We start from the raw sequence: 24,374 nt of genomic DNA on the forward strand, positions 1-24,374 counted from the left end.
GGCACGGCGCCGTCACGGCCGCTCCCCGCCCGGCTGGCTATGCTCGGTGACATGGCCGTGCTCCGAAGGCTCACCCAGGCGAGGCGCTCCACCACCGCGCGGAGCGCCCTGGCGGGCGAGGCCGCGGCCGAGGCGGCCGAGGCCGCGCTGCGCGCCGAGCCGCAGACCCTCCCCGCGGTCGCCCCGGCGGCCGCCGCGCCCGCCGCGGCCGGCCCGGCACCGAGCCGGCCCGGGAAGGCGCCCAAGGCCCCGGCGGGGAACCACACCCCCGACCCGGACGACCCCCGTGCCGCCGCCTTCTTCGACTGCGACAACACCATCCTGCGCGGCGCCGCGATCTTCTACCTCGGCGTCGGCCTCTACCGCCGCGGCTTCCTCACCCGCCGCGACATCGCCCGCTTCGCCTGGCAGCAGGCCCTCTTCCGGCTGCACGGCACGGAGGACCCGGACCACATCTCGGACGCCCGGAACACCGCCCTCGGCATCGTCGCCGGAAAGCCCACCGCCGACCTGGAGGCGATCTGCGAGGAGATCTTCGAGCAGGTCGTCGCCGACAAGATCTGGCCCGGTACCCGCGCCCTGGTCCAGATGCACCTGGACGCCGGCCAGCGGGTCTGGCTGGTCACCGCCGCCCCGCTGGAGGTGGCCCGGATCATCGCCCGGCGGCTCGGCATGACCGGCGCGCTCGGCACCGTCGCCGAGGCCCGGGACGGCGCCTACACCGGCCGGCTGGTCGGCGACCTGCTGCACGGCCCGGCCAAGGCCGCCGCGGTGCGTGCGCTGGCCCGGCGCGAGCGCCTCGACCTGGACCGCTGCGCCGCGTACAGCGACTCGGCCAACGACATCCCGATGCTCTCGCTGGTCGGCCACCCGTACGTGGTGAACCCGGACGGCGCGCTGCGACGCCATGCCCGGGCGCAGGGCTGGCGGGTGCGGGACTTCCGGACCGGGCGCAAGGCGGCCCGGGTGGGGCTGCCGGCGGCGGCCGCGGTCGGGGTGTTGGCCGGCGCGACGGCGGCCGGGGTGGCACTGCAGCGCCGTCGTCGGCGCGGCTGAACTCCCTTCCGCGCGACCGTGAGCACCCCTCCCGGACCTCCCCCGGGCGGGTGAGCGGACGTCAACCAGGCCCCTGACCTGGCCCCTCGTACGAGCGAACTCCCTTGCCCCGCAGGGCCGTCGAGACCTGCTGCTCGAACCTGTCACCCGGCGACCGGTTCTGATCGTTCGCCAAGCCGGGAAAGTCGGGGGTTGCCGGGCCCCAAGGCTGGGAAACCGCCCGCAGGACCGCCGAATTGGTCACCCTGGGCGCTCGAACGGTCACGTTGAGCCGGATGAACGATGACATCTCCGGTCAGTGTCAGCCGAATATGCGCAACAAATGGATCCCAAACGACCTCTTCGACCACACGGTGTAGCTGTCATTGCACAAAGCGTTATTCTCTCCTGGATGTGCGTCACCCACGCGTCCCGCTCGAACGGACGCCAGGGGGCGCGCTCTCCGCGCAGGCGGAGGTGATCCGTCCACAGTTCTGCCTCTGGGAGTCCCGTGTACCCACCCGTCCGGAACGACGCGCCTGCACCCTCCCGCCCGTCGTCCGCGCCCCTGCGCCCCCACACCGGCCTCCGCGGCCATCCGACCGCCGAACGACAGATCTCCACCGGCCTGGACCTGCTGCGCAGCCTGCTCCGCAGCCAGCTCACCACCTCGCCCCGACTCGTGCCCGCCGGCGGTCCGTTCGGCCACCAGCACGGCCCCGGGGTGGCGCTGCGCACCACCGCGGCCGGCTCGGCCGGCACCGGCTCGCGCGGCCGCACCGGCACCACCGGCGTCGGCCGCAGCCGCGCCCGCACGGCGCCCAGCCCCGGCTACGAGACCGAGCACAACCCGATCATGGAGCTGGTCGAGCGGGCCCAGGCCGGCGAGAGCGAGGCCTTCGGCCGGCTCTACGACCACTACGCGGACACCGTCTACCGCTACATCTACTACCGGGTCGGCAGCCGGGCCACCGCCGAGGACCTCACCAGTGAGACGTTCCTGCGCGCGCTGCGCCGGATCGGCACCTTCACCTGGCAGGGCCGGGACTTCGGCGCCTGGCTGGTCACCATCGCCCGCAACCTGGTCGCCGACCACTTCAAGTCCAGCCGGTTCCGGCTGGAGGTCACCACCGGCGAGATGCTCGACTCCAACGAGTGCGAGCGCAGCCCGGAGGAGTCGGTGCTGGAGTCGCTCTCCAACGCCGCCCTGCTGGACGCGGTGCGCCGGCTCAACCCGCAGCAGCAGGAGTGCGTGACGCTGCGCTTCCTGCAGGGCCTCTCGGTGGCCGAGACCGCACGGATCATGGGCAAGAACGAGGGCGCGATCAAGACGCTCCAGTACCGCGCCGTCCGCACCCTGGCCCGGCTGCTCCCGCCCGACGCGCGGTGAGGCTGCGGTGACCGAAGGGGCGACAACCCGGGGACGGCCCGGCCGGCCGTCACCATGTGCGCCCGATCGACACGTCCGGGTGAACGGTCGATCCGATGATCAGCCGTGCGTAACCGACCGCCCGCACCGCTCGTTGGCCAGCATGCAAGCCCCCACCAGGCGCACGGTCAAGCCGAATTGCGACGTGTCACCCGATGGAGTGGCTTTGGCTCGCCGGAGCAACCGTCCGGCTGGCCGGGGTGTCGACAACGACGAAGGGAGGTGTGGCCCGTGACGGCAAACGTGCTGGAGCACCGGCGGGCGAAGGCCTTCGCCGAGGCGCTGGAGGCCCACCAGGCGGAGCAACGCCGCGCGGCCTACGCTGAATCGGCCAACACCGCTGCCACCGAAGCCGGTCCGGTCGCGATGGCCGAACTGATCGGCCTGGCCGACGCGCTGGAGGAGGTGGCCCGGCCGACGCTGGACCAGGAGGTCCGGACGGTCCAACGCGCCCAGCTGATGGCCGCGTTCGAGCAGGCCTTCGCGGGCGGACCGGGCGCCACGGTGCCCCGGCAGCGCCGGCACCGGGGCGCCCGAACGGCCCCGCGCGGTCGGTGGAGCCGCCGCTTCGCGATCGGCGGACTCGTCGCCGGGCTCGCCGTCGGCAGCCTGGCCGGGGCCGCCGCCGCGAGCTCCAACGCCCTCCCCGGGGACACGCTGTACGGGATGAAGCGCGGCCTCGAAGGGCTGCGGCTCGACCTCGCGGACTCCGACTCGGAGCGCGGCGCGCTGCTGCTCGACAACGCCGCCACCCGGCTCGGCGAGGCCAACACTCTGGTCGGCCACGGCGAGCCGGTCGGCGCGCTCAGCCCGTCCACCGTCGACCGGGTCCGCCGGGCGCTGGACGACATGCACGCCGACGCCCTCAAGGGCCGTGAGCTGCTGCGCTCGGTCTACCGCAGCAACGGCTCGCTCGACCCGATGCGCGCGCTGGCCGGCTTCGCCCACGACGAGGACGGCCGCTGGAGCGAGCTGCAGGGCCGGCTGCCGGTCCAACTCACCGAGCAGGCGCACCTGGTGAACCAGCTCTTCGACGACATAAGCGAGGACGTCGCGCCCCTGCGCCTGGCCCAGCCGCCCGCCAAGAGCGGTGGCCCGGCCGGCACCGGAGCGGGCGACGACTCGTCCTCGTCCACCGGCGGCTCCCCGGCCGGCTCCGCCGCGAACGGCTCCGGCGCCGCGCCCGGCTCCGAGCAGTCCCAGGGCGGCACCGGCGCGGGCAACGGCGGCAGCCGCCCCGGCAGCACCGGGCACGCCCCGGCCAACCCCGGCACCGGCTCCTCCGCCGGCGGCGCTGCCAAGGGCGGCGGCCTGCCGAGCACCCTGCCCACCAGCGCCCCGGACGCGGTCAACGGGCTGGTCGGCGACCTCACCAACGGGCTCACCGGCGGCGCCGGCAAGCCCTCGCCGAGCGCCGACGCGGCCCCGCCGCAGGCACCGCAGGTGCCGGGCACGCCCAGCTCCGTGCCCGGCACGCCGCAGCAGGGCGTGGACGTGCCCCCGCTGGTCCCGGGCCTGCTGCCCGGCCTGCGGATCCTCGGCGGCAGCTGACCGGTACGGACGAGGGCCTCCGGCGAAACGCACCCCGCCGGGGGCCCTCGCCGTGCGGACCGTCGAGGGACTGCGAACCGTCGGAGGAGCCCCGTCAGAAGAACACCGAACGCCGCTGCACCAGCAGCTGGTAGAGGGTGTGCTGGATGGTCTCGCGCACCTCGTCGGCCAGGTCGAAGACCAGCATCGGGTCGTCCGCCGCCTCCGCGGGGTACCCGTCGGTGGCGATCGGCTCGCCGAACCGGATCGTCCACTTGGTCGGCAGCGGCAGCATCCCGAGCGGCCCCAGCCAGGGGAAGGTCGGCGTGATCGGCACGTACGGCAGGCCCAGCAGCCGGGCCAGCGTCTTCACGTTGCCGATCATCGGGTAGGTCTCCTCCGCCCCGACGATCGAGCACGGCACGATCGGCACCCCGGCCCGCAGCGCCGAGGAGACGAAGCCGCCGCGGCCGAAGCGCTGGAGCTTGTAGCGCTCGGCGAACGGCTTGCCGATGCCCTTGAAGCCCTCCGGCCAGACCCCGACGATCTCGCCGCGCTCCAGCAGCGTCTGGGCGTCCTCGTTGCAGGCCAGGGTGTGGCCGGCCTTGCGGGCCAGCTCGTTGATGCCGGGCAGGACGAAGACCAGGTCGGCGGCGAGCATCCGCAGGTGTCGGCGGTGCGGGTGGTGGTCGTGGATGACCACCTGGGTCATCAGGGCGTCCAGCGGGATCGTCCCGGAGTGGTTGGCGACGATCAACGCGCCGCCCTCGGCCGGGATGTTCTCGATCCCCTGGACGTCGATCCGAAAGTACTTCTCGGCCAGCGGGCGCAGCAGCGAGAGCAGCACCTCCTCGGTGAGCTCCCGGTCGAAGCCGAACTCGTCCACCTCGTAGTCGCCGGTGATCCGGCGGCGCAGGAAGGCCAGCCCCTCGGTGGCCCGGCCCTCCCAGCCCTTGCCGAACAGCCGGGTGGCCGCCGGGCCGAGCTGCCCGGACAGCGCCCCGCCGACGGCCCCCGCGAGCCGGTCGGCCAGCCCGGGAACCTCGGGGGACGTATAGCTGGGGGCGGACTCGATCGGGATGACCTTGGCCTCGCCCGGCACGTTGTCGGCGGCGGCACTCATGGCGGCTTCAGCTCCTCGGTCGGCGGGGGCGGTTCGGTACGGCGTTCGGCACGGTGGGGACGGCCCCCTCCCGACCGAGCAGCCCGGTCAGCCGGTCGATGACGGCGGCCAGCCGCTCGGGCGGCAGCAGGCCCGGGCCCTGGGCGGCGGCGAAGTCGGCGAAGGCCTCCGGGGTGCTGAACGCCGGGCGGTAGCCGAAGGTCTCCCGCAGCCGGGTGGTGTCCACCACCCGGCCGTGGGTGAGCAGCCGCAGTTGCTCGGGCGAGACGTCGACCAGCCGGGTCTGCCGGGCCAGCGCGGCCATCCAGCTGACCGCGGGCAGCAGCAGCGGCAGGGTGGGGCGGCCGAGCCGGCGGGCGCACTGGGAGAGCAGCAGGACGCCTTCGCCGGCCACGTTGAAGGTGCCGGTGTTGACGGTCCCCGGCGCGGGCTCGTCGGCGGCCCGGCAGAGCACCGCGACCGCGTCGTCCTCGTGCACGAACTGCAGCCGGGGGTCGTAGCCGAGCACGGTCGGCAGCACGGGCAGCGCGAAGTACTCGCTGAGCGGGGTGTCGGGGTTGGGGCCGACGATGTTGGCGAAGCGCAGCACCGTCACCGCGACGTCCGGGCGGCGCCGGGCGAAGCCGCGCACATAGCCCTCGACCTCGGCCGCGTCCTTGGCGAAGCCGCCGCCGGGCGGGTCCTTCGGCTGGATCCGTTCGCTGAACACCGCCGGGTCGCGGGGCGCGGAGCCGTAGACGCCGGTGGTGGACTTCACCACCAGTCGGCGCACCCCGGGGGCCTTCTGGCAGGCGCCGAGCAACTGCATGGTGCCGATGACGTTGGACTCCTTCACCGCGGAGCGGTTGGTGGAGCCCAGACCGGTGGCGCTGACGCTCAGGTGCACCACGGTGTCCACCCGGTACTCGGCGATCACCCGGGAGACCGCGGGGCGGCGCAGGTCGAGCTGGTGGAAGGTGTACGGCGCGGCCGGACCGGCCGGCTCCTCGGCCGGCTGCCGGGGCGGCTGCACGTCCACGCCGACGACCAGGTCCACGCCGGGGCGGCGGCGGATCTCGGCGGCGAAGCGGGCGCCGAGATGGCGTGCCACGCCGGTGACGAGCACGACGACGCCCACGGTGCTGCACCCCATTCCCTCGGCCCGAGCGGCCTGCGTGCACCGTACCGCGCCGCCGTACCGGGCCGTGAAAACGACACCGCCCGCCGGGGCCACGGGGGGCCTGGGCGGGCGGTGGAAGCGCTGGGCGCGCTGGGCGCGGCCGGGGGCGCTTACTTCTTGTTGCGACGCTGAACGCGAGTGCGCTTGAGAAGCTTGCGGTGCTTCTTCTTGGCCATACGCTTGCGACGCTTCTTGATGACAGAGCCCACGGAACAACCCTCGCTCACTGAGACTCTCGTCCGTGAGAGACGGAGTCCATACGACTGACGTGAGGGCCTAGCCTACCGTCCGCGTGGCCGGGGCTGTAAATCGCGCTCCCGGCAACCGGGAAACTCGCGGGAAATCCGGGGCGAACGGGGGCGGATCCACAGCCGCGGACCCACCCCCGCCCGACCTGGGGCTACGCGCTCTCAAGCCGCACGTAGGACTCCTTGAGGTACTCGTGCACCGCCTGCTGGGGCACCCGGAAGGACCGCCCGACCCGGATGGCCGGCAGCTCTCCGCTGTGCACCAACCGGTACACGGTCATCTTGGACACCCGCATGACCGCGGCAACCTCCGCCACGGTCAGGAAGACGACTTCCTGCAAGGGGCGTTCGCCGGAACTCATGACCATCACCCGACCCTTAACCCGTGTGCAAGGCACCGGCTTCCCCTCCGGTGACTCCACCGGCACACGTGTATCCCCAGAGTAGTTATGGGTGGTACCAGTGGGAAGAGGGGAAGTGCAGTCCTCGTACGGTGAGAGATAGGACCGTTGCAGTACGTAGCCGATCGGCGGTTCGCACCAACGGGCGTACGCACCGCCTGCCAGGCCCGGAGCCGGGGCGGCGGAATCAGGCCAGCAGGCCGTGGTGGGGGAACACCGCGCGGCGGCTGGCGAGAATGGCCTGATCGAGCCGGTCGGCCGGATCGTAACCCGCCTCGAAGTCGCGCCAGGCCGGGCGGGCGCCGTCGGTCATCCGCAACGGGGCCGGGCGGCGGGTGCGGCGGTAGACCTCGGCACGCCAGGCCTCGGGGGTCTCGGTGGCCGGGTCGACGGGCCGGCCGGCGGCCGTGGCGACCAGGTGGGTCCAGGTGCGCGGGACGACGTCCACCACCGCGTAGCCGCCCCCGCCGGTGGCCACCCAGCGACCGCCGGTCAGCCGGTGGGCGAGGTCGTGCAGCTCCTCGGCGATCAGCCGCTGGGCGTCCACGGTGACGGCGAGGTGGGCGAGCGGGTCCTCCAGGTGGGTGTCCGCGCCGTGCTGGGTGACCAGGACCTGCGGGCGGAAGGCGCTGAGCAGCTCGGGCACCAGGGCGTGGAAGGCGCGCAACCAGCCGGAGTCGCCGGTGCCGGCCGGCAGCGGCAGGTTGGCGGCGGTACCGGGGGCGTCCGGGCCGCCGGTCTCGGTGGGCCAGCCGGTCTGCGGGAAGAGCGTGGCGGGGTGCTCGTGCAACGAGACGGTCAGCACCCGGGGGTCGTTCCAGAAGGCCTGCTGGACGCCGTCGCCGTGGTGGACGTCCACGTCGACGTAGGCGACCCGCTCGGCGCCGAGTTCCAGCAGCCGGGCGATGGCGAGGGCCGGGTCGTTGTAGACGCAGAAGCCGGAGGCCTTGGCGGGCATCGCGTGGTGCAGCCCGCCGGCGAAGTTGACCGCGTGCGGGGTCTCGCCGCGCCAGACCGCCTCGGCGGCGGCCACGGACTGACCGGCGATCAGCGCGGAGGCCGAATGGAGCGCCGGGAAGGACCAGTTGTCGTCGGTGCCGAGCCCGTGCCGGGGGTCCGACTGCTCGGGGTGGGCGGCGGCGTACTTGACCGCCTCGACGTACTCCCCGGTGTGCACCAGCCGCAGGGTGGACTCCCCGGCGGGCGGCGCGGACCGGACGGTCACCCCGGGCCCGGTGCTCAGCCCGAGGGCCTCGACCAGGCGCATGGTCAGGGCCAGCCGGGTCGGGTCCATCGGGTGGCCGGGGCCGAAGTCGTAGGCGGTGACGGCCTCGTCCCAGAAGAGGTGCAGGCCGCAGGGGGTGTCACGCTCGGCTTCGGGCATGGCCTCCACCGTAGCGGGTGGGGGTGGCCGGTCGGCCGCCAGGGCTCGCCGACGGCGGGACGGGGGGAGGAAGACCGACCCCGCCCGCCCCGACCCCGCCCGCCCCGGCCCCGTCGTCGTTCTACGCGGGCGCGGTCACCGGTGCCGGGGCGAAGCGCTCGGCCAGCGGCAGGACGGCGAGCACCAGCAGCATCGGGGCGAGCAGCGCCCAGCGGTACGAGCTCGCGTCGGCGATCGCCCCGACCAGCGGCGAACCGATCAGGAAGCCCACGTAGTTGAAGAGGTTGAGCCGGGCCACGGCGGCGTCCGAGTCGGCCGGGAAGAGTCGGCCGCCGGCCGCGAACACCTGCGGGATGATCGCGCAGATGCCGAAGCCGAGCACGGTGAAGGCGGCGATGCCCGCCCAGGCGGCGGGCGCCACGGCGGCCAGCCCGAAGCCGAGCGCGGCCACCGCGGCGCCCGTGCGCACCACCGGGACGGCGCCGAAGCGCTGCACCGCCCGGTCGCCCAGGGCGCGGCCGAGCAGCATCGCGACCATGTAGCCGAGGTAGGAGAGTTTGGCCAGGTCATCCCGGCTGCCCAGGCCGTCGGTGAGGTACTTGACGCTGTAGTTGGAGACCGAGGCGTCCGCGATGTAGGCGAGGGCCATCGCCAGGCACAGCGGCAGCAGCGGCCGCCAGGGGATGCTCCGGGCGGCGGCCTCGGCGGCTTCCCGGACGGCGTCGCCGAGTTCGGCCGGACCGGCGAATCTGGTGCCGGTCAGCACCGCGAGCGGGGCGATCACCGCGGCGGCCGTGCCGAACAGCACCGGCAGCCCGAGGTCTTCGTGCGAGCCGAGGCCCGCGATCGCCGCACCGAGGATGCCGCCGAGGCTGAACGCGGCATGGAAGCCGATCATGATCGAGCGGCCGTAGCGGTGCTGCAGGCCCACCCCGAGCATGTTCATACTGGCGTCCAGCGCGCCCACCAGCAGCCCGAACGCACCCAGTGCCAGCGCGAGTTGCCACAGCGTGTCGCCGAGGCCGACGCCCGCGAGGCTGAGGCAGACGGCCGGCTGGACCACCCGCAGCACCGCCCGGGCACCGGTGCGCCTCACCAGCTGCTCGGAGAGGATCGAACCCACCCCGGCCAGGATCGGCACGGCGGCCAGGAAGACCGGCAGCAGTCCGTCGCTCAGCCCGTACCGGTGCTGGATCTCCGGGATGCAGGTGACCAACAGCGCGAACGCGGTGCCCTGGAGCAGGAAGCTGACGGCGAGCGCGGCCCGCCCGACGCGCAGGCCGGGCGCCACCGGGGACGAGAAGGGCCGAACGGACGGCACGGCACTCAATGCGGACCTCCAGGCGACCTCACTACCGACCGGTAGGACGATGTTGGCGAGAGCGTAGGCGGTGTGCCGCGATTGCGGGAGGGGTCGCGCAGGGACTTCTGTGGCGGGTCACTTGCCGCCGGAGGCCAGCTCCCGGGAGCGGTCCCGGGCCGCCTCCAGGGCGCCCAGCAGCGCGGCCCGCACACCGTGGTTCTCCAGCTCGCGGATCGCCGCGATGGTGGTGCCGGCCGGGGAGGTGACCGCCTCGCGCAGCTTCACCGGGTGCTCCCCGGAGTCGCGCAGCATCACCGAGGCGCCGATCGCGGACTGCACGATCAGGTCGTGCGCCACCTGCCGGGGCAGGCCGAGCAGGATGCCCGCGTCCGTCATCGCCTCGACCAGGAAGTAGAAGTAGGCCGGGCCGGAGCCGGACAGCGCGGTGGCCGCGTCCTGCTGGGACTCGGGCAGGCGCAGCGCCTTGCCGACCGAGCTGAAGATCTCCTCGGCGCGCACGAGGTGCTCCTCGGTGGCGTGCGAGCCTCCGGAGATGACGCTCATCCCCTCGTCCACCAGCACCGGCGTGTTGGGCATCACCCGGACCACCGGGGTGCCGGCCGCCAGCCGCTCCTCGAACCAGGCGGTCGGGACACCGGCCGCGGCCGAGATCACCAGCCGGTCCGGGCTGACGTGCGGGGCCAGCTCCTCCAACAGGGTGCCCATGTCCTGGGGCTTGACCGCGAGGATCAGGGTGTCGGCCAGCTTGGCCGCCTCGGCGTTGGAGACCGCCACCACGCCGTAGCGGGCGGCGAGTTCGGCGGCGCGCTCGGGGCGACGGGCGGTCACCAGGACGTCCGCCGGGTCCTTGCCGGCCCGCAGCAGACCGGAGAGCAGGGCCTCACCGATCTTGCCGGTGCCCAGGAAGGCGATCTTCTGTCCGTGTGCTGCGCTGCTGCCCATGGTCCGCTCCTTGCCTCGGTACTGCGGCCATCCTCGCACCGCGCGGCGACGCCCGTCGGGACCGTCCGGCCCGTGGTCCCCGCGGATCGGGAAGCGGCACCCCTAGGGAGAAAACTCCGGGGTTTCCCCTATGGCCTCCCGGACCGTACGGGCGCACCGTGGAGCCATGGCACACGACGAGATGTCCCGACGTGAGAACCGGCAACTCGCCGCCGCCTCGGCGACGATGGGCCCGTGGCGGACGGCCGCGGGAGTCGGTGCGGTAGTGGGGGCGACCGCCCTGGGGGTCGAGGCGATCTCCGGCGACTGGTCGCTGAGCATGCTGGCCGAGCCGGCCGGCTGGGGCCTGTTCTTCTTCTTCCTGACCGGCTGGGCGGGCGGACAGCTGCGCCGGGACACCGGCGACCGGCGGCTGCGGCGGTGGACCCACGAGCACCCGTGGCAGTCGGCGCTCCCGGCGGCGGGCGGGCTGCTGGTGCTGAACACGCTGGCGCAGCTGTTCCTCGGCGACGCCGGCCTGATCGGCGCGTTCCTCTCCTCGCTCATCCCGGTCGGCGTCCTGCTGGCGATCGCCGGGGTGGTGAACGGGGTGAAGGAGGCCCGCGGCAAGGGCTGAGCCACGACTGAACACCGGCACGATTCAGGACAAAGGGTGGTGAACACAATCGCCTCGCACACGGGTTCACCACACAGAGTGCCCCCGATCAACGAATCGTCACACCCCGTCGGCATACTGGCGCGATGCCGATAGCCGAAGATCCGGAACCGCGCCCCGCAGAGGGCCGCGAGCCGGGCGGGTCCGACCCGTCCGAAGCGGGCGGGAGGGACCCGTTCGCAGACCTCGTCCTGAACGAGGACTTCGTCAAGTCCGCCACCGTGAAGGAGCAGTCCGGGCGCACCCGGATGCTGACCGCCCGTTGGAAGCACACCCCGCCGGTCGACCCGGGCGGCCGCCGCTCCGTCAACGACGGCCCGGCGACGGCCAAGCGCCGGTTCGGGCGCAAGCCCAGGCTCCAGGTGGTCGACCCCTGGGGCAACCCGCGCCCGGCCCGCCGCCGCCGGTTGGAGTGGCGCGCGCCGCTGTTCGTCGTGCTGACCGTCGCGGTGCTGCTCGCCGCGCTCAACGTCGACGGGCTGCGCACCTGGTACGCGGACCACATCGGCGGGAACGGCTCCTCGGCCGCGCACACCCCGGTGCCGACCGTGGCCCCGGAGACGGCCAAGCCGACCACCGCGGCGCCGAAGGTCGACGAGAAGCAACCGACCGTGGACCGCCCGTGGGCCGGCTCCCCCGCCGAGGGCTGGCCGAACGGCGCCGAGGCCTTCGTGCTCCCCGAGGCCAAGGACACCGGGGTCTTCTCCGCCGACCAGGTCGCCGCCCAGCTGCAGCTGGTCAAGGACTACCTGACCGCCGCCAACCTGGACCCGAAGGTGATCGCGGGCGGCCGGCCGGACGCCGCGCTCGCGATGCTGGACCGGGACGAGCGGGACCGCGCGACCGCCGCGCTGGCGAACCCGTCCAAGGACACCGACGCGACCAGCTGGTTCAGCCGCTTCGACCCGCGCGAGGCGATCCCGGTCGGTGACGTGGTCAAGGTGCAGGGCCGGATCAGCTTCGAGGGCGACGGGAGCAAGGGCGTCCTGGTCCACACCGACTTCAGCTTCGTGTACCCGCTGCGCCCCGGCCCGGAGGCCGGTAAGCGGGCCGGCTCGCCCAGCCCCTCCGCGGGCGCGCCGAAGCCCACGAAGTCGGCCCCGCCCCAGGGTGGCGGCACGGCCGAGCCGGTGGGGCTGGTGGTGCCGGTGGACGACGCCTCCGGGGACACCTGGACCACCCGCACGGTCGTGCGCCGGGTGGTGAACTTCCGCTTCTACGACCCGGGCCGTTACCAGGTCAACCCGAAGAAGCTGGTGATCGCCGACGGCACCACCTCGGACTCCGCCAACTCGGCCTGCGACGTCTACGACGGCTACTACCACCCGCAGTTCGACCAGTTCGCGCCCGCGCTGCCGGACAGCCCGGACGCCCGGCCGACCGGCCCGGAGACCGACCCGTACGACCGCAGCAAGGACCTGTCCACCGAGCCCGGCGGGTGCGGCTCGGTCAGCCGCTACTGACCGCGGTCAGCGCTTGCGCTTGCCCCGGCCCGGCGTCTTGGCGCCGGGCCTGCCGCTGCGGCTCGCCTGGCGCTTCCCGTGCTGCTCGACGGCCCGCTGGTAGGCGGCCCGCTTGACCCCCTCGCCGGGGGCCTCGACCAGGCTGCGGGCGAAGTAGGCGGCCAGGGTGCCGGCCCCGCCGATCAGCCAGACCGCGCCGAGCGACCTGTCCTCGATCATCCAGCCGGTCAGCTGGTCCTTGCCCTCGGTGAGCACCTTCCAGGTGCGCCGGACGGCCATCATCGAGCAGACCGCGATGGCGGCGGTCAGCAGCCCGTTGAGGAAGCCGCCGTTGTCGGAGAGCGCGACGCCCTCGACGCCGAGGCGCAGCACCAGCACGGCGGCGGCGGTGGCGACCAGGGCGCCGGCCGAGACGCCGACCCGGCGCAGCCAGTAGCCGTCGTCCCGGTTCAGCCAGCTGGTGCCGAAGAAACGGATCGGCTCGGGCTCGGGGGCGCCGGCGGCCTTGGGGGCGGGGATGGGGGGCTGCTCGCTCACGCCCTCGATTATCACCCGACGCCCCCAGACGGCGGAGGAGCCGTCCCCGCCCCGGGACGGCCCCTCCTCCGTTCGCTTGCCGGGGTCAGCCGAGCTTGCCGACGTCCCGGACGGCGCCCTTGTCCGCCGAGGTGGCCATCGCCGCGTAGGCCCGCAGCGCCTGGCTGACCTGGCGGTCGCGGTTCTTCGGCCGGTAGCCGCCCGCGGCCTCCAGGGCGCGGCGACGCTCGGCGAGGACCTCCTCCGGCACCTCCAGGGAGATATTCCGGCCCGGGATGTCGATGGCGATGGTGTCGCCGTCCTCGACCAGCGCGATGGTGCCGCCGGAGGCCGCCTCCGGGGAGGCGTGGCCGATGGACAGGCCCGAGGTGCCGCCGGAGAAGCGGCCGTCGGTGACCAGCGCGCAGGCCTTGCCGAGGCCGCGGCCCTTGAGGAAGGAGGTCGGGTAGAGCATCTCCTGCATGCCCGGACCGCCCTTGGGGCCCTCGTAGCGGATGACGACGACGTCGCCCTCCTTGACGCGCTTGGCGAGGATCGCCTCGACCGCGTCCTCCTGGGACTCGACCACGACGGCCGGGCCGCTGAAGGTCCAGATCGACTCGTCCACGCCGGCCGTCTTCACGATGCAGCCGTCCTCGGCGAGGTTGCCGTACAGCACCGCGAGGCCGCCCTCGACCGAGTAGGCGTGCTCGACGCTGCGGATGCAGCCCTGGGCGGCGTCGGTGTCCAGCGACTCCCAGCGCTCGGACTGCGAGAAGGCCTCGGCGGAGCGGACACAGCCGGGGGCGGCGTGCCACAGCTCGACGGCCTCGGCGGAGGGCGAACCGCCGCGCACGTCCCAGGTCTTGAGCCACTCGGCGAGCGAGTCGGCGTGCACGGTGTGGACGTCCTCGTTGAGCAGCCCGGCGCGGTACAGCTCGCCGAGGATGGCCGGGATGCCGCCGGCCCGGTGCACGTCCTCCATGTAGTACGAGCCGTTGGGCGCGACCTTGGACAGGCAGGGCACCTTGCGGGAGACGGCGTCGATGGCCCGCATGTCGAAGTCCAGCTCGGCCTCCTGGGCGGCGGCGAGCAGGTGCAGGATGGTGTTGGTCGAGCCGCCCATGGCGATGTCCAGGGCCATGGCGTTCTCGAAGGCGGCGCGGGTGGCGATCGCGCGCGGCAGCACCGAGGCGTCGTCCTGGCCGTAGTAGCGGTGGGCGATCCCGACGACGGTCCGCCCGGCCTTCTCGTACAGCGCCCGGCGGGCGGTGTGGGTGGCGAGCACCGAGCCGTTGCCGGGCAGCGAGAGGCCGATCGCCTCGGTCAGGCAGTTCATCGAGTTGGCGGTGAACATGCCGGAGCACGAGCCGCAGGTCGGGCAGGCGTTCTCCTCGATGATCGCGATGTCCTCGTCGGAGACGTTCTCGTTGACCGCCTGGGAGATCGCGTCGACCAGGTCCAGCTTGCGCACGGTGCCGTCGACCAGGGTGGCCTTCCCGGCCTCCATCGGGCCGCCGGAGACGAAGACGGTCGGGATGTCGAGGCGCAGCGCGGCCATCAGCATGCCCGGGGTGATCTTGTCGCAGTTGGAGATGCAGATCAGCGCGTCGGCGCAGTGCGCGTTGACCATGTACTCGACCGAGTCGGCGATCAGGTCGCGCGAGGGCAGCGAGTAGAGCATGCCGCCGTGGCCCATCGCGATGCCGTCGTCCACGGCGATGGTGTTGAACTCGCGCGGGATGCCGCCCGCCTGCTTGATCGCCTCGGAGACGATCCGGCCGACCGGCTGCAGGTGGGTGTGGCCGGGGACGAACTCGGTGAAGGAGTTGGCGACCGCGATGATCGGCTTGCCGAAGTCCTCGCGGGCTACGCCGGCCGCCCGGAGAAGCGCCCGGGCGCCTGCCATGTTGCGACCGTGGGTGACCGTACGGGACCTCAGCTCGGGCACTGTGCTCCACTCCTTCGGGGCTCTCGACGGCGCCCCGCGGGAGAGGAGGTGCGGGGGCCGCTGGTGGCTACCGAGCCTACGCCCGGCGTCCGGCCGGCGGGCAGTCCGTCCGGGATGCGGGCACGCCGGGTCAGCCCCGCTTGACGGCCACGGTGAGGTCCAGGGTGAAGGGCTCGACCACGACGCCGTCCGGGAACTCGGTGAGCATGGCCTCCCGTTCGGCGGCCAGCACCGGCGCGCGCTCCTCGGGGCTGAGCGAGGCCAGGTAGGAGCGGGAGGTGAGGTCGGTGAGCACGTGCTCGACGGTGACCCGCCGCTCCCAGTGCAGCACCGCCCGTTCGACCGCGAGCCCGGCCGGGGCGAAGTGGCTGGTGTGACCGCTGATCCCGCCGTAGCCGCGGTAGCGGTCCGGCAGGGCGGCGGCCATCCGCTCGTCCCGGGCCCGGACCCACGGCACGGTCTCGTCGTACACGTTCCACCAGGCGGCGACCGCCCCGCCGGGCCGCAGCACCCGGATCGCCTCGGGGACGGACCGCTCGGGATAGGTCCAGTGGAAGGCCTGGGCGTAGCAGATCAGATCGGCGGAGCCGTCGTGGAAGGGCAGCTCGTCGCCGGTGCCGCGGACCAGCGGCAGGGTGGGCGCGGAGGCCAGGAACTGGGCGGCCATGCCGTCGCTGGGCTCGACCGCGACGACCTCCGCGCCGCGGGCGGCCAGCAGCCGGGTCGCGATGCCGGTGCCGGCGCCGACGTCCAGGACCCGGGCGCCCTTGAGGCTGCGGCCCCAGAGCCGCTCCACCGCGTCGAACAGCTCGTCGGGGTAGCCGGGGCGGCCCCGCTCGTACTCGGCGGCGACCGCTCCGAAGCTCACGGCGGCCTCGCGGTAGTTCCCACTCTCCGTCATCTCTCCCCCTCCATGCGGCAGTTCGCGCCAGGTCGGGCCCTGGGCTCAGCGTACGCGCGAGGGGGTGGCCAGGTGCAAGCGGGTGAAGGCGAGGGCCTCGGCCAGGTCGGCCTCGCGTTCGGCGGGGGACGCGGAACGGCGGGTGTTGACCTCCAGCACCACGTGGCCGTCGAAGCCGGTGCGGGCCAGGTGTTCCAGCAGCTCGGCGCAGGGCTGCTTGCCCCGGCCGGGGATCAGGTGCTCGTCCTTGCCGGAGCCGCTGCCGTCGGCCAGGTGGACGTGGGCGAGGCGCTCGCCCATCCGCTCGACCATCGCGAAGGTGTCGATCCGCGAGGTGGCGACGTGCGAGAGGTCGATGGTGAAGTGCCGGTACTCCTCGTCGGTGACGTCCCAGCCGGGGGCGTAGGCGAGCACCTCGCGGTCGCGGTAGCGCCACGGGTACATGTTCTCGACGGCGAAGCGGACGTCGGTCTCGCCCGCCATCCGGTTGATGCCCTCGACGAACTCGCGGGCGTACTGGCGCTGCCAGCGGAACGGCGGGTGGACGACCACGGCGCTCGCGCCGAGCTTCTCGGCCGCCGCCCGGGCCCGGACCAGCTTGGTCCACGGGTCGGTGGTCCACACCCGCTGGGTGATCAGCAGGCAGGGCGCGTGCACGGCCAGGATCGGCAGCTGGTGGGCGTCGGAGAGTCGGCGCAGGGCGTCGATGTCCTGGCTGACCGGGTCGTTCCAGACCATCACCTCGACCCCGTCGTAACCGAGCTTGGCGGCCAGCTCGAAGGCGACGGCGGTGCCGGCCGGGTACACCGAGGCGGTGGACAGGACCACCTTGGTGTCGGGGATGTGCAGGGTGGGGTGCTGGGGCAGCACCAGCCGGTCGGTGGTGCGCAGCAGCGGCGGGCGGGCGGCGTCCCGCTTGGCGGCCTTGACCGAGCGCACCGACTGGACGGCGGCCTTGGCGACGCCGGCGGCCCGGGCGGTACGGGTCTCCCGGGGCTGCTCCTTGGCCGTGCCGGTCCGCTTCTCGGCGGTCTTCCCGGCCCTCTCGGCGGTCCTCCCGGCCCTCTCGGCGGTCTTCCCGGTCTTCGCGGCGGCCTTCTTCTTGGCCGCGGCCTTCTCGACGGTCGTCGCGGCGGCCTTCTTCGCGGTGCGCTGGGCCGCCTGGACGGCCTTGGCGGCCTGCGCCGTGGTGGCGCCCTTGACCGCCTCGCCGAGCCCGGCCTTGCCGAGCCGGCGGCGCGTACTGTCCGGCCGCGGCTGCCCGTCACCGGGAGCGCGGCCCTCCCGCGTCCCGTCCTCGCCCGCTGGTTGCACCACGGGAGACAGCGTAAGCGGAGGACACGCCGAACGGGACCGGACGCCCGGCGCAGTGACCGGCGGCACGTGCTCCGCGGCTGAGCCGGACGCGCCCTACGGGGTGAGGGCGGGGCGGCGGCGGTCGGCGGGGCTGTCCATGGCGTCCAGCTGGCGCAGGATGATGCCCTCGCGCAGCGCCCACGGGCAGACGTCCAGCTCCTCCAGGCCGAACAGGTCCATCGCGGCGTCCGCGACCAGCGCGCCGGCCAGCAGCTGCTTGGCCCGGCCCTCGGAGACGCCGGGGATCTGCGCGCGCTGGGCGACGGTCATCGTGGACAGCCGCGGCACCCAGGCGGAGAGCCCGGCGCGGGTGAGCCGGCGGTCGGCGTACGGGCCGGCGTCGGCGGGGGCGGCGCCGGTCATCCGGGCCAGTTGCTTGAAGGTCTTGGAGGTGGCGACGGCGTGCTGCGGCGGCCCGAGCCGGGAGATCTCGCCGACCACGTGGGCGATCTCGGCCCGGATGTGTCGTCGCAGCTCGCGCAGCCTGTCCGGGTCGGCGACGTCCCCGGGCAGCCAGCCGGCGGTCAGCCGACCGGCGCCCAGCGGCAGCGAGCAGGCGACGTCGGGCTGCTCGTCCAGGCCGCAGGCGATCTCCAGCGAGCCGCCGCCGATGTCCAGGTTGAGCAGCCGGCCCGAGGACCAGCCGAACCAGCGGCGGACGGCCAGGAAGGTCAGCCGGGCCTCGTCCTGTCCGGAGAGCACCCGCAGCTCGACCCCGGTCTCGGCGGCGACCCGGCGCAGCACCTGCTCGCCGTTGGCGGCCTCGCGGACGGCGGAGGTGGCGAAGGGCAGGATGTCGACCACGCCCTTGTCCTCGGCGACCCGCAGCGAGGAGGTGACGTGACCGACCAGCCGCTCGATGCCTGCCTCGCTTATCGCGCCGGAGTCGTCCAGCAGCTCGGCCAGGCGCAGCTCGGCCTTGTGCGAGTACGCGGGCAGCGGGGCGGCACCCGGATGGGCGTCCACCACGAGGAAGTGGACCGTGTTGGAACCTACGTCGAGCACACCGAGTCGCATAACTCTCCACGCTACGCGATCCGGCCCCGACGGAGATCGGTTGTGACGGTGTTCGCGCTGGTCCCGGCCACTGCGGTGGAAGGCCGTACGACCGTCCCGTGTGCCTTCAGTGCCCGCGCGGTCCGGCCCGGTGCTCGGTACGGCAGTCGGTGTCCACCCAGCGGCGGGCCGGGCCCGGGGTGTCGGTGATCAGGCCGTCGGCGTCCCGGGCCGTCATCAGTTGCCAGGACTCCTCGTCGTCCAGCGTCCAGACGTACACCTCGCGCCCGGCCTTGCGCTCGGCGGCGATCCGGGCGGCGGTGGCCAGGCCGGCGTCCAGGGCGATGCCGTCCAGCTTGAGGTCGCCCGGGTCCTCGGCGATCCCGCCGCCCTGGATCAGCACCACCGGCAGGGCCGGCGCGACGGCGTGGGCCTGGCGCAGGTGGTCGGCGGAGAAGGAGTACAGGATGACGTGCGCCTTGCTGCCGGCCGCGAGCCGGGCGATCCGGGCGACGTCCTCGGGGCGCTGCCACTTGATCTCCATCAGCAGCGTGGCGCTGCTGCCGGAGAGGCGCTTGAGCAGTTCCTCCAGGGTCGGCACCGGCTGGGCCGCGCCCGGTCCCACCGTCACCCGCAGGGCTGCGACCTGGGCGGCGGTCAGGTCGGCGACGGCGCCCTTGCCGTTGGTGGTGCGGTCCACGGTGGGGTCGTGCATCAGCACCGGAACACCGTCCCGGGTGGTCTGGACGTCGGTCTCCACCCAGTCGGCGCCCTGGTCGAGGGCGGTCTCGAAGGAGGCCATGGTGTTCTCGGGCGCGTTGCGGGGCGCCCCCCGGTGCCCGATCACCACCGGGGCGTGACACGCCGGCGTCGCCGCGGCCGAACGGGCCCGCAGCGCGGGGCCGCCGGCGGCACACCCGGTGGCCAGGACCGCGAGCGCGGCGAGGACGGCCGTCTGGACGGCGCGGGGCGGGGCGGTCACGGCTCGGTGCTCCAGCTGCTGCTTCGGTACATCTGCTTCGCGGTCATCTGATCGTTCTGACAGCCCGGGGCCGGTGTCCGGTTCCCGGGCCCCCGGACCGACGTCCCGTCATCGACCTTCCATCAGAGCAGACCGTCCCACAACTGCTCCACGACCACGGCCCACCAGTCTTCCGGATCGCCGTAGACCGTACCGTCCAGCTCCGCGAGACCGCGCTGCAGGGCGTCCACCGCCTCGCCCGCGGCCGCCGGGTCGAGCCCGCGCAGCGTCGGCCACCAGCCCGCGAACAGCTCCAGGCAGCGGACGAAGGCGCGCAGGTCGGCATTGCAGTGACGGGGGGTCCCGTAGTCGGGGTCGACCGCCTGGACGGTGCCCAGCCGGGTGTCGAGGGTGACGGCCGCCCAGCCGTCCGTGCCCAGCACCAGTTGCCCGCCGAGCGCGAGCCGCTCGCGCTCGGCCATCCGGGTGCCCCGGCCGAGCGACGCGAGGTGCGCGGCGAGCGGCGGCAGGACGGTGCCCGTGCGAGAGCCGTCCGCGATCGCCTCCACCCCCGGGTGGTGCAGCGCGAAGAAGCCCTCGACGGCGACCGGCACCCCCACCGCCAGCAGCAGCGCGGCCGCGTCCCCGGGCAGTTCGGCCCGCGCCACGTCCGCCGGGTCGAAGCGCTGCACACCGGCCGGGCCGAACCGCTCGGCCAGCCGCCGGGCCAGGTCCTGGTCCGACTCCGGCGGCCTCGGCGCCGCCGCGCGCGGGAACGGCACCCGGTTGCGGGCCGGACCGTCCGGCGGCGCGGGCAACTCCCGTACGGCGGCTGCGCGATGGTCGAACCGGGGGCCGTACGGAAGGTCGAAGTCCGGCCGGAGGTGCGGGAGTTCGGCCGCCAGCGCGTACGCCCAGTAGCCGCCGGGCAGCGCGCTCAGCCGCAGGTCCGTCCGTACGGCCAGCACGTCCTCGGCGGCGATGCCCTGCTCCCGCAGCCACCACCAGCCGCGCAGCGCCGGGTGCGGCAGGCCGGCGACCGACCACAACGCCAACGAGCGGGTCTCACCGGCGGCGTCCCGGTGCGTCAGCTCGACCCGGGCACCCCGGCCGGTCGCCGGCGGCAGCGTCGGGTCGTACCCGCCCGCACCCACGAAGTCCCGGTAGAGCCCCACCACTTCGTCCACCGGCACCGACGGCCACACCGTGAACCGCCCGCTCTCCCGGTCCACCACCGCACACGCGGCCCCCACCTCCTCCGGCGCCCGCCGCTCCCCCGTCCGCGGATCCACCTCCATCCGCACCGGCTCCGCCCACACCACCCATCCGAGCTCGAACTCGTGCGCACACACCCGCCGGATCATCCCGGCCCCCTGCGGCAGATCCCCGTTGATCCACCGATGCCCCGCCTCCACCGCCTGCGCCCGCGAGATCACCCATCCACCCCCGTCATCGAGTCGAAACCCCACCATCATCCAGCCCCGCCCCCACGGCATCGTGCCGGCACCCGCTGCGGCCGGGGCCGGCCGACCACGGGCGAGGCCGCGCCGCAGTCGGTTCGAGCCGAAGACCTCGATGCGGCAAGGGCGAGCTCAGGCGGCGGCCAGGTCGAGGGGGCGGCCTTCGGAGGTCAGGGCGATGGCCCAGAGGCCTTGGGTGGCGGGATGGAGGGGGGCGGTGCCGTGGCGGGCGAGTTGGTGGTCGAGGTAGGTGACGGCGTTGTGGTGGTTGACGGCGTTCCAGGCGTGGGGGCGGCCGTAGGCGTCCAGGGTGAGGAGGACGGCCTGGGCGCCGTGGCCGGCGCGGCGGAGTTCGGCGGCGAGGCGGTTGAAGGCCTGGCCGCCGTCGCCGAGATCGCGGAACGGGGCGCCGAGTTCACGTTCGGCGCGGTCGCGGCCGCCGCGTTCGCCGGCGTCGCCCTCGGTGGGGATGCGCGGGGCGGCACAGGTGGGGCGGCCGGTGTAGGTGTCGACGGCGGAGAGGGCGATCTCCAGACTGTTGTTGGCCCGGCCGGGATCGCGGTAGCCGCCGGCGTTGACGGCCTCGGTCCACCCGCCGACGGCGGGGTCGGGGTGGCGGTCGGGCAGGTCGTCCTCGTCGCGGGGTACTCGGCGTTCGAGTTCGGCCTGGTGCTCGGGGTCGACCGGTCCGAGTCCGCCGGGCAGACCGTACGGGCGGCTGTCCGCGATGGTGCGCAGCCGGGGTTCCCGGTCGTCGGCGAGCGGGCCTCGTCGGGCCCGCAGGGCGAGTTGGAGCGCCATCGCGTGGGCGGTGGCGACCGGGACGGCGCCCCAGGCCAGGGTCGGGTCGGCGAGGCCTGCGGCGGTGTCCCGGCGGCGGCCGTCGACGTGGTGCGGCTCGGGCCGGCCGATGACCGGGGCGGTGCCGACGATCGGCGGCTCGGCCGGGGGCGGCGGCGCGGCGACCGGGCCGGGCGCGACCGGGTGCGGCGCGACGCCGACCGGGGTGCGGGGTGCACCGGGTCGGGGCTCGACGACTCCGGGAGCTCCGGTGGCGGGGGCACCGGCCGCCGGCGCGCCGGCGGCGGGAACGCCGCCCACGACGCCGCCGGGCGCTCCCGCGCCGACGCCGCTGCCGAAGGGTGCCGCCGCATGCACGGGGGCCCCACCCACGCCGACCGCGAGCGGCCCGGGCCCGACGGTGCCGACCGGACCGGCCACCGGGTAGCCGCCCGTGTACGCCGGCGTCCCGAACTGCCCGGCCACCCCGACCACTCCGACCTGTCGGACCGACGAGGGCGCGTCCGGCGCCGGGCTGTAGCCGGGACCGCCGACGGACGGCGAGACGGAGGGCGCGGGCGGCGCGCTCACCGAGTCCGTCCGTACGGTCACCGGCGCGCTGCCGCCACTGCCACCGCCGCCGTTGTGCGCGGGCGCCTGGAGCGGGTAGTCCCCGTCCGACCAGCTCGCCGCCACCGACCCGCCGCCCTGGTGCGAGGGCGCCGAGGGGACCGCCGGACCGTCGTCCCGCGCCGCGGGCGGCGACCAGTCGGCGGGGGCGGCTGCCGCGCCCCGGTGCGACCCCGGGTGCGAGGGGCCGGACGCCGGAGCGGAGGCCGCCACCGGATCGGCCGCGGCCTCGGACGGACCCGGGACCGCGGAGGAGACCACGGACGGCACCACCGTCGGATCCACCACCGGCACCGCGGCCGACACCGTCACCAGGCCCGAGGCCTTCGGGTCGGCCTTCGGGTCAATCTTCGGGTCGGTCTTCGGATCGCCCTTCGGGTCGACCGGGTCGATCTTCGGATCCCCCTTCGCGTCCCGCGGGTCCGTCAGGTCCGCCAGCGCGAGCCCGTGCAGTTCCTCGCCCGCCTCGTCGGTGAGCACCGGCTTCCCGTGCCCGTCCCGCTGGACGGCCAGGTCCGAGACCCCGACCACCGGCTTGCCGTCCGGCCCGGTCAGCACCAGCAGCCCGGCGGCGTCGGCGACCGGGGTGCCGTCGGAGCGCAGGATGACGGGTTTGCCGTCCGCGCCGAGGACGGGCTGTCCGTGGGCGTCGACCTTGACGCTGAGCCCGGGCACGCCGACCACGGGCTTGCCGTCCTTGCCGGAGAGCAGGACCAGCCCGGTGCCGTCCGCCCCGAGCACGCCGGGCTCGCCGAGCGCGGCGGGCAGTCCGGCGGCGCGCGGGTCGAAGCCGCCCTTGGTGCGGTAGGAGGCGGAGGTGATCCCCGTGCCGGAGGTGGTGCCGAGCCGCAGCAGGGCGACGGCGGCGGGCTCCTTGAGCGCGGTGGACAGGGCGTCCTTCATGCTGCGGCCGAGTTCGGCCAGCAGGCCGGCGATCTTCAGCCCGGCCGCTTCGACCGCGACGTCCTCGACGCCGGCGGCGACCTGGGTGGTGGCGGCGTTCTTCACGTCGTCGGCGACGCCGGCGACGGCCTTCCGCAGGCCGCCGAACACCCCGGTCCGGCCGGGGCCGTCGTCGGTCTTCGCCGCCGTGGCGACCGAGGCCGCGGTCTGCTGGACCTTGGCGGCCTGCTCCTGGGCCTGCTTGAGCTCGGCCTCCAGGTTCTGCAGGGTGGCGATGATCTCCGCCTTGCAGCTGTCCACGGCCCGGGCAGCGGCGTCGAAGGCGGTGCCGACCAGCCCGACCGCGGTATGGGCGTCGTCCAGGTGGCCCTTGCCGCCGCCGCTGAAGGTCTGCCAGTAGGCGCTGAAGGACTCGACCGCGTGCCCGGAGTTGTCGGCGGTCACCCGCTGGACGGACTCCCCGCAGCGGCGGGTCAGCCGGTCGGCCTCGGAGCCGAACTCCCGCCAGAGCGCGGCTGCTTTGCGCAGCCCCTCCTCGTCGGCCTGCGGCCAGGGCTGGCCGGTCCTGGCCAGGAGCGGGACCAGTTCCTCGGGCAGTTTCCGGGACACGCGCATCTCCCCCTTCGAGCCGGGCCGGTCAGACCGACATGTCCTTGGGGACGACCGGCGCCGCCCCCGGGGTTGCCGACCCGGCAACCGAATACACCGCGGGCGACACCCCCGGCGGGTCGACCGCCGGTCGGGCCTTCCCCGCGAAGCCGTCCGCCGTCGAGGTGTCGGTGTCGGTGGTCCGCTCCGCCATCGCGTGCAGCCCGGCCCCGACCCGGCCCACTCCGCCGGCCAACCCCTTGAGCCCACCGAGGAGCTCGCCGTGCGCCGGACCGTACACGGCGGCGAAGGCGCTGCCCGCCGTGTCCGTGCCCCAGGGCGTGCCGAGCGCGGTCAGACCCTCCTCCAGGGCGCCGGCGGCCTTGCCCAGCTCGCGTCCGATCTTCTCGAACTCCCGCCCCTCGCCGCGCAGTTCCCACGGTTTGATGACGAACCCGCCGCTGCCGCCGTCGGACTTCCCGGTGCTGCCGCCTGCCATCCCGTACCTCCCCGTAGCGGACCGGCCGCCATCCTAGGCACCCTCCCGCCCCTCCCGGACCGACCGCCGGACCTCTTCACCCCGCCTTCACGCCGCCCCGGGTGCGGCCACCGGCCCGTACGCCCCCGCGAAGCTCTACC

21 protein-coding genes are annotated in these 24,374 nt (G+C 74.4%); 5 read left to right on the plus strand and 16 right to left on the minus strand.

The features are described 5' to 3' along the window. Positions 1-51: 51 nt before the first annotated feature. The 3 genes from ACH4E7_RS08985 to ACH4E7_RS08995 all read left to right on the plus strand — a co-directional run bounded on the left by ACH4E7_RS08985 (position 52) and on the right by ACH4E7_RS08995 (position 4,015). A complete protein-coding gene (locus ACH4E7_RS08985; protein ID WP_396248327.1) occupies positions 52-1,056 on the plus strand; it encodes an HAD family hydrolase in 1,005 nt (334 codons plus the stop codon). Positions 1,057-1,603: 547 nt separating this feature from the next. Continuing rightward, on the plus strand, positions 1,604-2,425 hold the full coding sequence (locus ACH4E7_RS08990) for an ECF subfamily RNA polymerase sigma factor, BldN family (RefSeq protein WP_396248516.1): 822 nt from the start codon (positions 1,604-1,606) through the stop codon (positions 2,423-2,425). Positions 2,426-2,695: 270 nt separating this feature from the next. Then, on the plus strand, positions 2,696-4,015 hold the full coding sequence (locus ACH4E7_RS08995) for a DUF5667 domain-containing protein (protein ID WP_396248328.1): 1,320 nt from the start codon (positions 2,696-2,698) through the stop codon (positions 4,013-4,015). Positions 4,016-4,109: 94 nt separating this feature from the next. On the opposite strand, the gene ACH4E7_RS09000 is transcribed toward ACH4E7_RS08995, so the two are convergent. The 7 genes from ACH4E7_RS09000 to proC form a co-directional block, all read right to left on the minus strand. Further along, a complete protein-coding gene (locus ACH4E7_RS09000; RefSeq protein ID WP_396248329.1) occupies positions 4,110-5,117 on the minus strand; it encodes a lysophospholipid acyltransferase family protein in 1,008 nt (335 codons plus the stop codon). Positions 5,118-5,124: 7 nt separating this feature from the next. Next, on the minus strand, positions 5,125-6,234 hold the full coding sequence (locus tag ACH4E7_RS09005; RefSeq protein WP_396248330.1) for an NAD-dependent epimerase/dehydratase family protein: 1,110 nt from the start codon (positions 6,232-6,234) through the stop codon (positions 5,125-5,127). A gap of 152 nt (positions 6,235-6,386) precedes the next feature. Then, on the minus strand, positions 6,387-6,485 hold the full coding sequence (locus ACH4E7_RS09010; RefSeq protein WP_003948845.1) for a 30S ribosomal protein bS22: 99 nt from the start codon (positions 6,483-6,485) through the stop codon (positions 6,387-6,389). A 191-nt stretch (positions 6,486-6,676) separates the two neighbouring features. Further along, positions 6,677-6,886: a helix-turn-helix domain-containing protein gene (locus ACH4E7_RS09015; protein WP_148644250.1), complete on the minus strand. Its 210-nt coding sequence runs from the start codon at positions 6,884-6,886 to the stop codon at positions 6,677-6,679. 226 nt (positions 6,887-7,112) lie between these two features. Further along, positions 7,113-8,309, minus strand: coding sequence for an acetoin utilization protein AcuC (locus tag ACH4E7_RS09020; RefSeq protein WP_396248331.1), 1,197 nt, complete (start codon positions 8,307-8,309; stop codon positions 7,113-7,115). Between the two features lie 121 nt (positions 8,310-8,430). Then, a complete protein-coding gene (locus ACH4E7_RS09025; protein ID WP_396248332.1) occupies positions 8,431-9,639 on the minus strand; it encodes an MFS transporter in 1,209 nt (402 codons plus the stop codon). A 108-nt stretch (positions 9,640-9,747) separates the two neighbouring features. Then, positions 9,748-10,575: a pyrroline-5-carboxylate reductase gene (gene proC / locus ACH4E7_RS09030; RefSeq protein WP_355675799.1), complete on the minus strand. Its 828-nt coding sequence runs from the start codon at positions 10,573-10,575 to the stop codon at positions 9,748-9,750. A 166-nt stretch (positions 10,576-10,741) separates the two neighbouring features. On the opposite strand from proC, the gene ACH4E7_RS09035 reads away from it, so the two are divergent. Beyond that, a complete protein-coding gene (locus ACH4E7_RS09035; RefSeq protein WP_396248333.1) occupies positions 10,742-11,191 on the plus strand; it encodes a hypothetical protein in 450 nt (149 codons plus the stop codon). Between the two features lie 125 nt (positions 11,192-11,316). Continuing rightward, on the plus strand, positions 11,317-12,693 hold the full coding sequence (locus ACH4E7_RS09040; RefSeq protein ID WP_396248334.1) for a hypothetical protein: 1,377 nt from the start codon (positions 11,317-11,319) through the stop codon (positions 12,691-12,693). A 6-nt stretch (positions 12,694-12,699) separates the two neighbouring features. On the opposite strand, the gene ACH4E7_RS09045 is transcribed toward ACH4E7_RS09040, so the two are convergent. The 9 genes from ACH4E7_RS09045 to ACH4E7_RS09085 all read right to left on the minus strand — a co-directional run bounded on the left by ACH4E7_RS09045 (position 12,700) and on the right by ACH4E7_RS09085 (position 24,234). Then, complete coding sequence (locus tag ACH4E7_RS09045; RefSeq protein ID WP_396248335.1) at positions 12,700-13,230, minus strand: hypothetical protein; 531 nt, start codon at positions 13,228-13,230, stop codon at positions 12,700-12,702. Between the two features lie 85 nt (positions 13,231-13,315). Beyond that, positions 13,316-15,160, minus strand: a complete 1,845-nt coding sequence (ilvD, locus tag ACH4E7_RS09050) for a dihydroxy-acid dehydratase (protein WP_396248336.1) — start codon at positions 15,158-15,160, stop codon at positions 13,316-13,318. 130 nt (positions 15,161-15,290) lie between these two features. Then, positions 15,291-16,061 (minus strand): class I SAM-dependent methyltransferase, encoded by a 771-nt coding sequence (locus tag ACH4E7_RS09055; RefSeq protein WP_396248337.1) that lies wholly within the window; start codon positions 16,059-16,061, stop codon positions 15,291-15,293. A gap of 45 nt (positions 16,062-16,106) precedes the next feature. Then, entirely contained in the window at positions 16,107-16,910 is an 804-nt protein-coding gene (locus tag ACH4E7_RS09060; protein WP_396248517.1) for a sugar phosphate isomerase/epimerase family protein, read from the minus strand. A 561-nt stretch (positions 16,911-17,471) separates the two neighbouring features. Beyond that, entirely contained in the window at positions 17,472-18,434 is a 963-nt protein-coding gene (locus ACH4E7_RS09065) for a Ppx/GppA family phosphatase (protein ID WP_396248338.1), read from the minus strand. A gap of 106 nt (positions 18,435-18,540) precedes the next feature. Further along, positions 18,541-19,395, minus strand: a complete 855-nt coding sequence (locus tag ACH4E7_RS09070; RefSeq protein WP_396248339.1) for a glycerophosphodiester phosphodiesterase — start codon at positions 19,393-19,395, stop codon at positions 18,541-18,543. 122 nt (positions 19,396-19,517) lie between these two features. After that, positions 19,518-20,726: an SUKH-4 family immunity protein gene (locus ACH4E7_RS09075; protein ID WP_396248340.1), complete on the minus strand. Its 1,209-nt coding sequence runs from the start codon at positions 20,724-20,726 to the stop codon at positions 19,518-19,520. 240 nt (positions 20,727-20,966) lie between these two features. Continuing rightward, positions 20,967-23,756, minus strand: coding sequence for a toxin glutamine deamidase domain-containing protein (locus ACH4E7_RS09080; protein ID WP_396248341.1), 2,790 nt, complete (start codon positions 23,754-23,756; stop codon positions 20,967-20,969). Between the two features lie 28 nt (positions 23,757-23,784). Continuing rightward, positions 23,785-24,234 (minus strand): hypothetical protein, encoded by a 450-nt coding sequence (locus ACH4E7_RS09085; protein WP_396248342.1) that lies wholly within the window; start codon positions 24,232-24,234, stop codon positions 23,785-23,787. Positions 24,235-24,374: the final 140 nt, after the last annotated feature.

Origin of the sequence: Kitasatospora sp. NPDC018058 (genome assembly GCF_044327205.1) — a bacterium.
Lineage (GTDB): Bacteria > Actinomycetota > Actinomycetes > Streptomycetales > Streptomycetaceae > Kitasatospora.

What these genes read in the sequence shown, in the direction of transcription:
- ACH4E7_RS08985 (WP_396248327.1), top strand. Translation starts at nt 52, where the DNA reads ATGGCCGTGCTCCGAAGGCTCACCCAGGCGAGGCGCTCCACCACCGCG.
- ACH4E7_RS09000 (WP_396248329.1), bottom strand. Translation starts at nt 5,117, where the DNA reads ATGAGTGCCGCCGCCGACAACGTGCCGGGCGAGGCCAAGGTCATCCCG.
- ACH4E7_RS09015 (WP_148644250.1), bottom strand. Translation starts at nt 6,886, where the DNA reads ATGAGTTCCGGCGAACGCCCCTTGCAGGAAGTCGTCTTCCTGACCGTG.
- ACH4E7_RS09020 (WP_396248331.1), bottom strand. Translation starts at nt 8,309, where the DNA reads ATGCCCGAAGCCGAGCGTGACACCCCCTGCGGCCTGCACCTCTTCTGG.
- proC (WP_355675799.1), bottom strand. Translation starts at nt 10,575, where the DNA reads ATGGGCAGCAGCGCAGCACACGGACAGAAGATCGCCTTCCTGGGCACC.
- ACH4E7_RS09035 (WP_396248333.1), top strand. Translation starts at nt 10,742, where the DNA reads ATGGCACACGACGAGATGTCCCGACGTGAGAACCGGCAACTCGCCGCC.
- ACH4E7_RS09040 (WP_396248334.1), top strand. Translation starts at nt 11,317, where the DNA reads ATGCCGATAGCCGAAGATCCGGAACCGCGCCCCGCAGAGGGCCGCGAG.
- ACH4E7_RS09055 (WP_396248337.1), bottom strand. Translation starts at nt 16,061, where the DNA reads ATGACGGAGAGTGGGAACTACCGCGAGGCCGCCGTGAGCTTCGGAGCG.
- ACH4E7_RS09065 (WP_396248338.1), bottom strand. Translation starts at nt 18,434, where the DNA reads ATGCGACTCGGTGTGCTCGACGTAGGTTCCAACACGGTCCACTTCCTC.
- ACH4E7_RS09085 (WP_396248342.1), bottom strand. Translation starts at nt 24,234, where the DNA reads ATGGCAGGCGGCAGCACCGGGAAGTCCGACGGCGGCAGCGGCGGGTTC.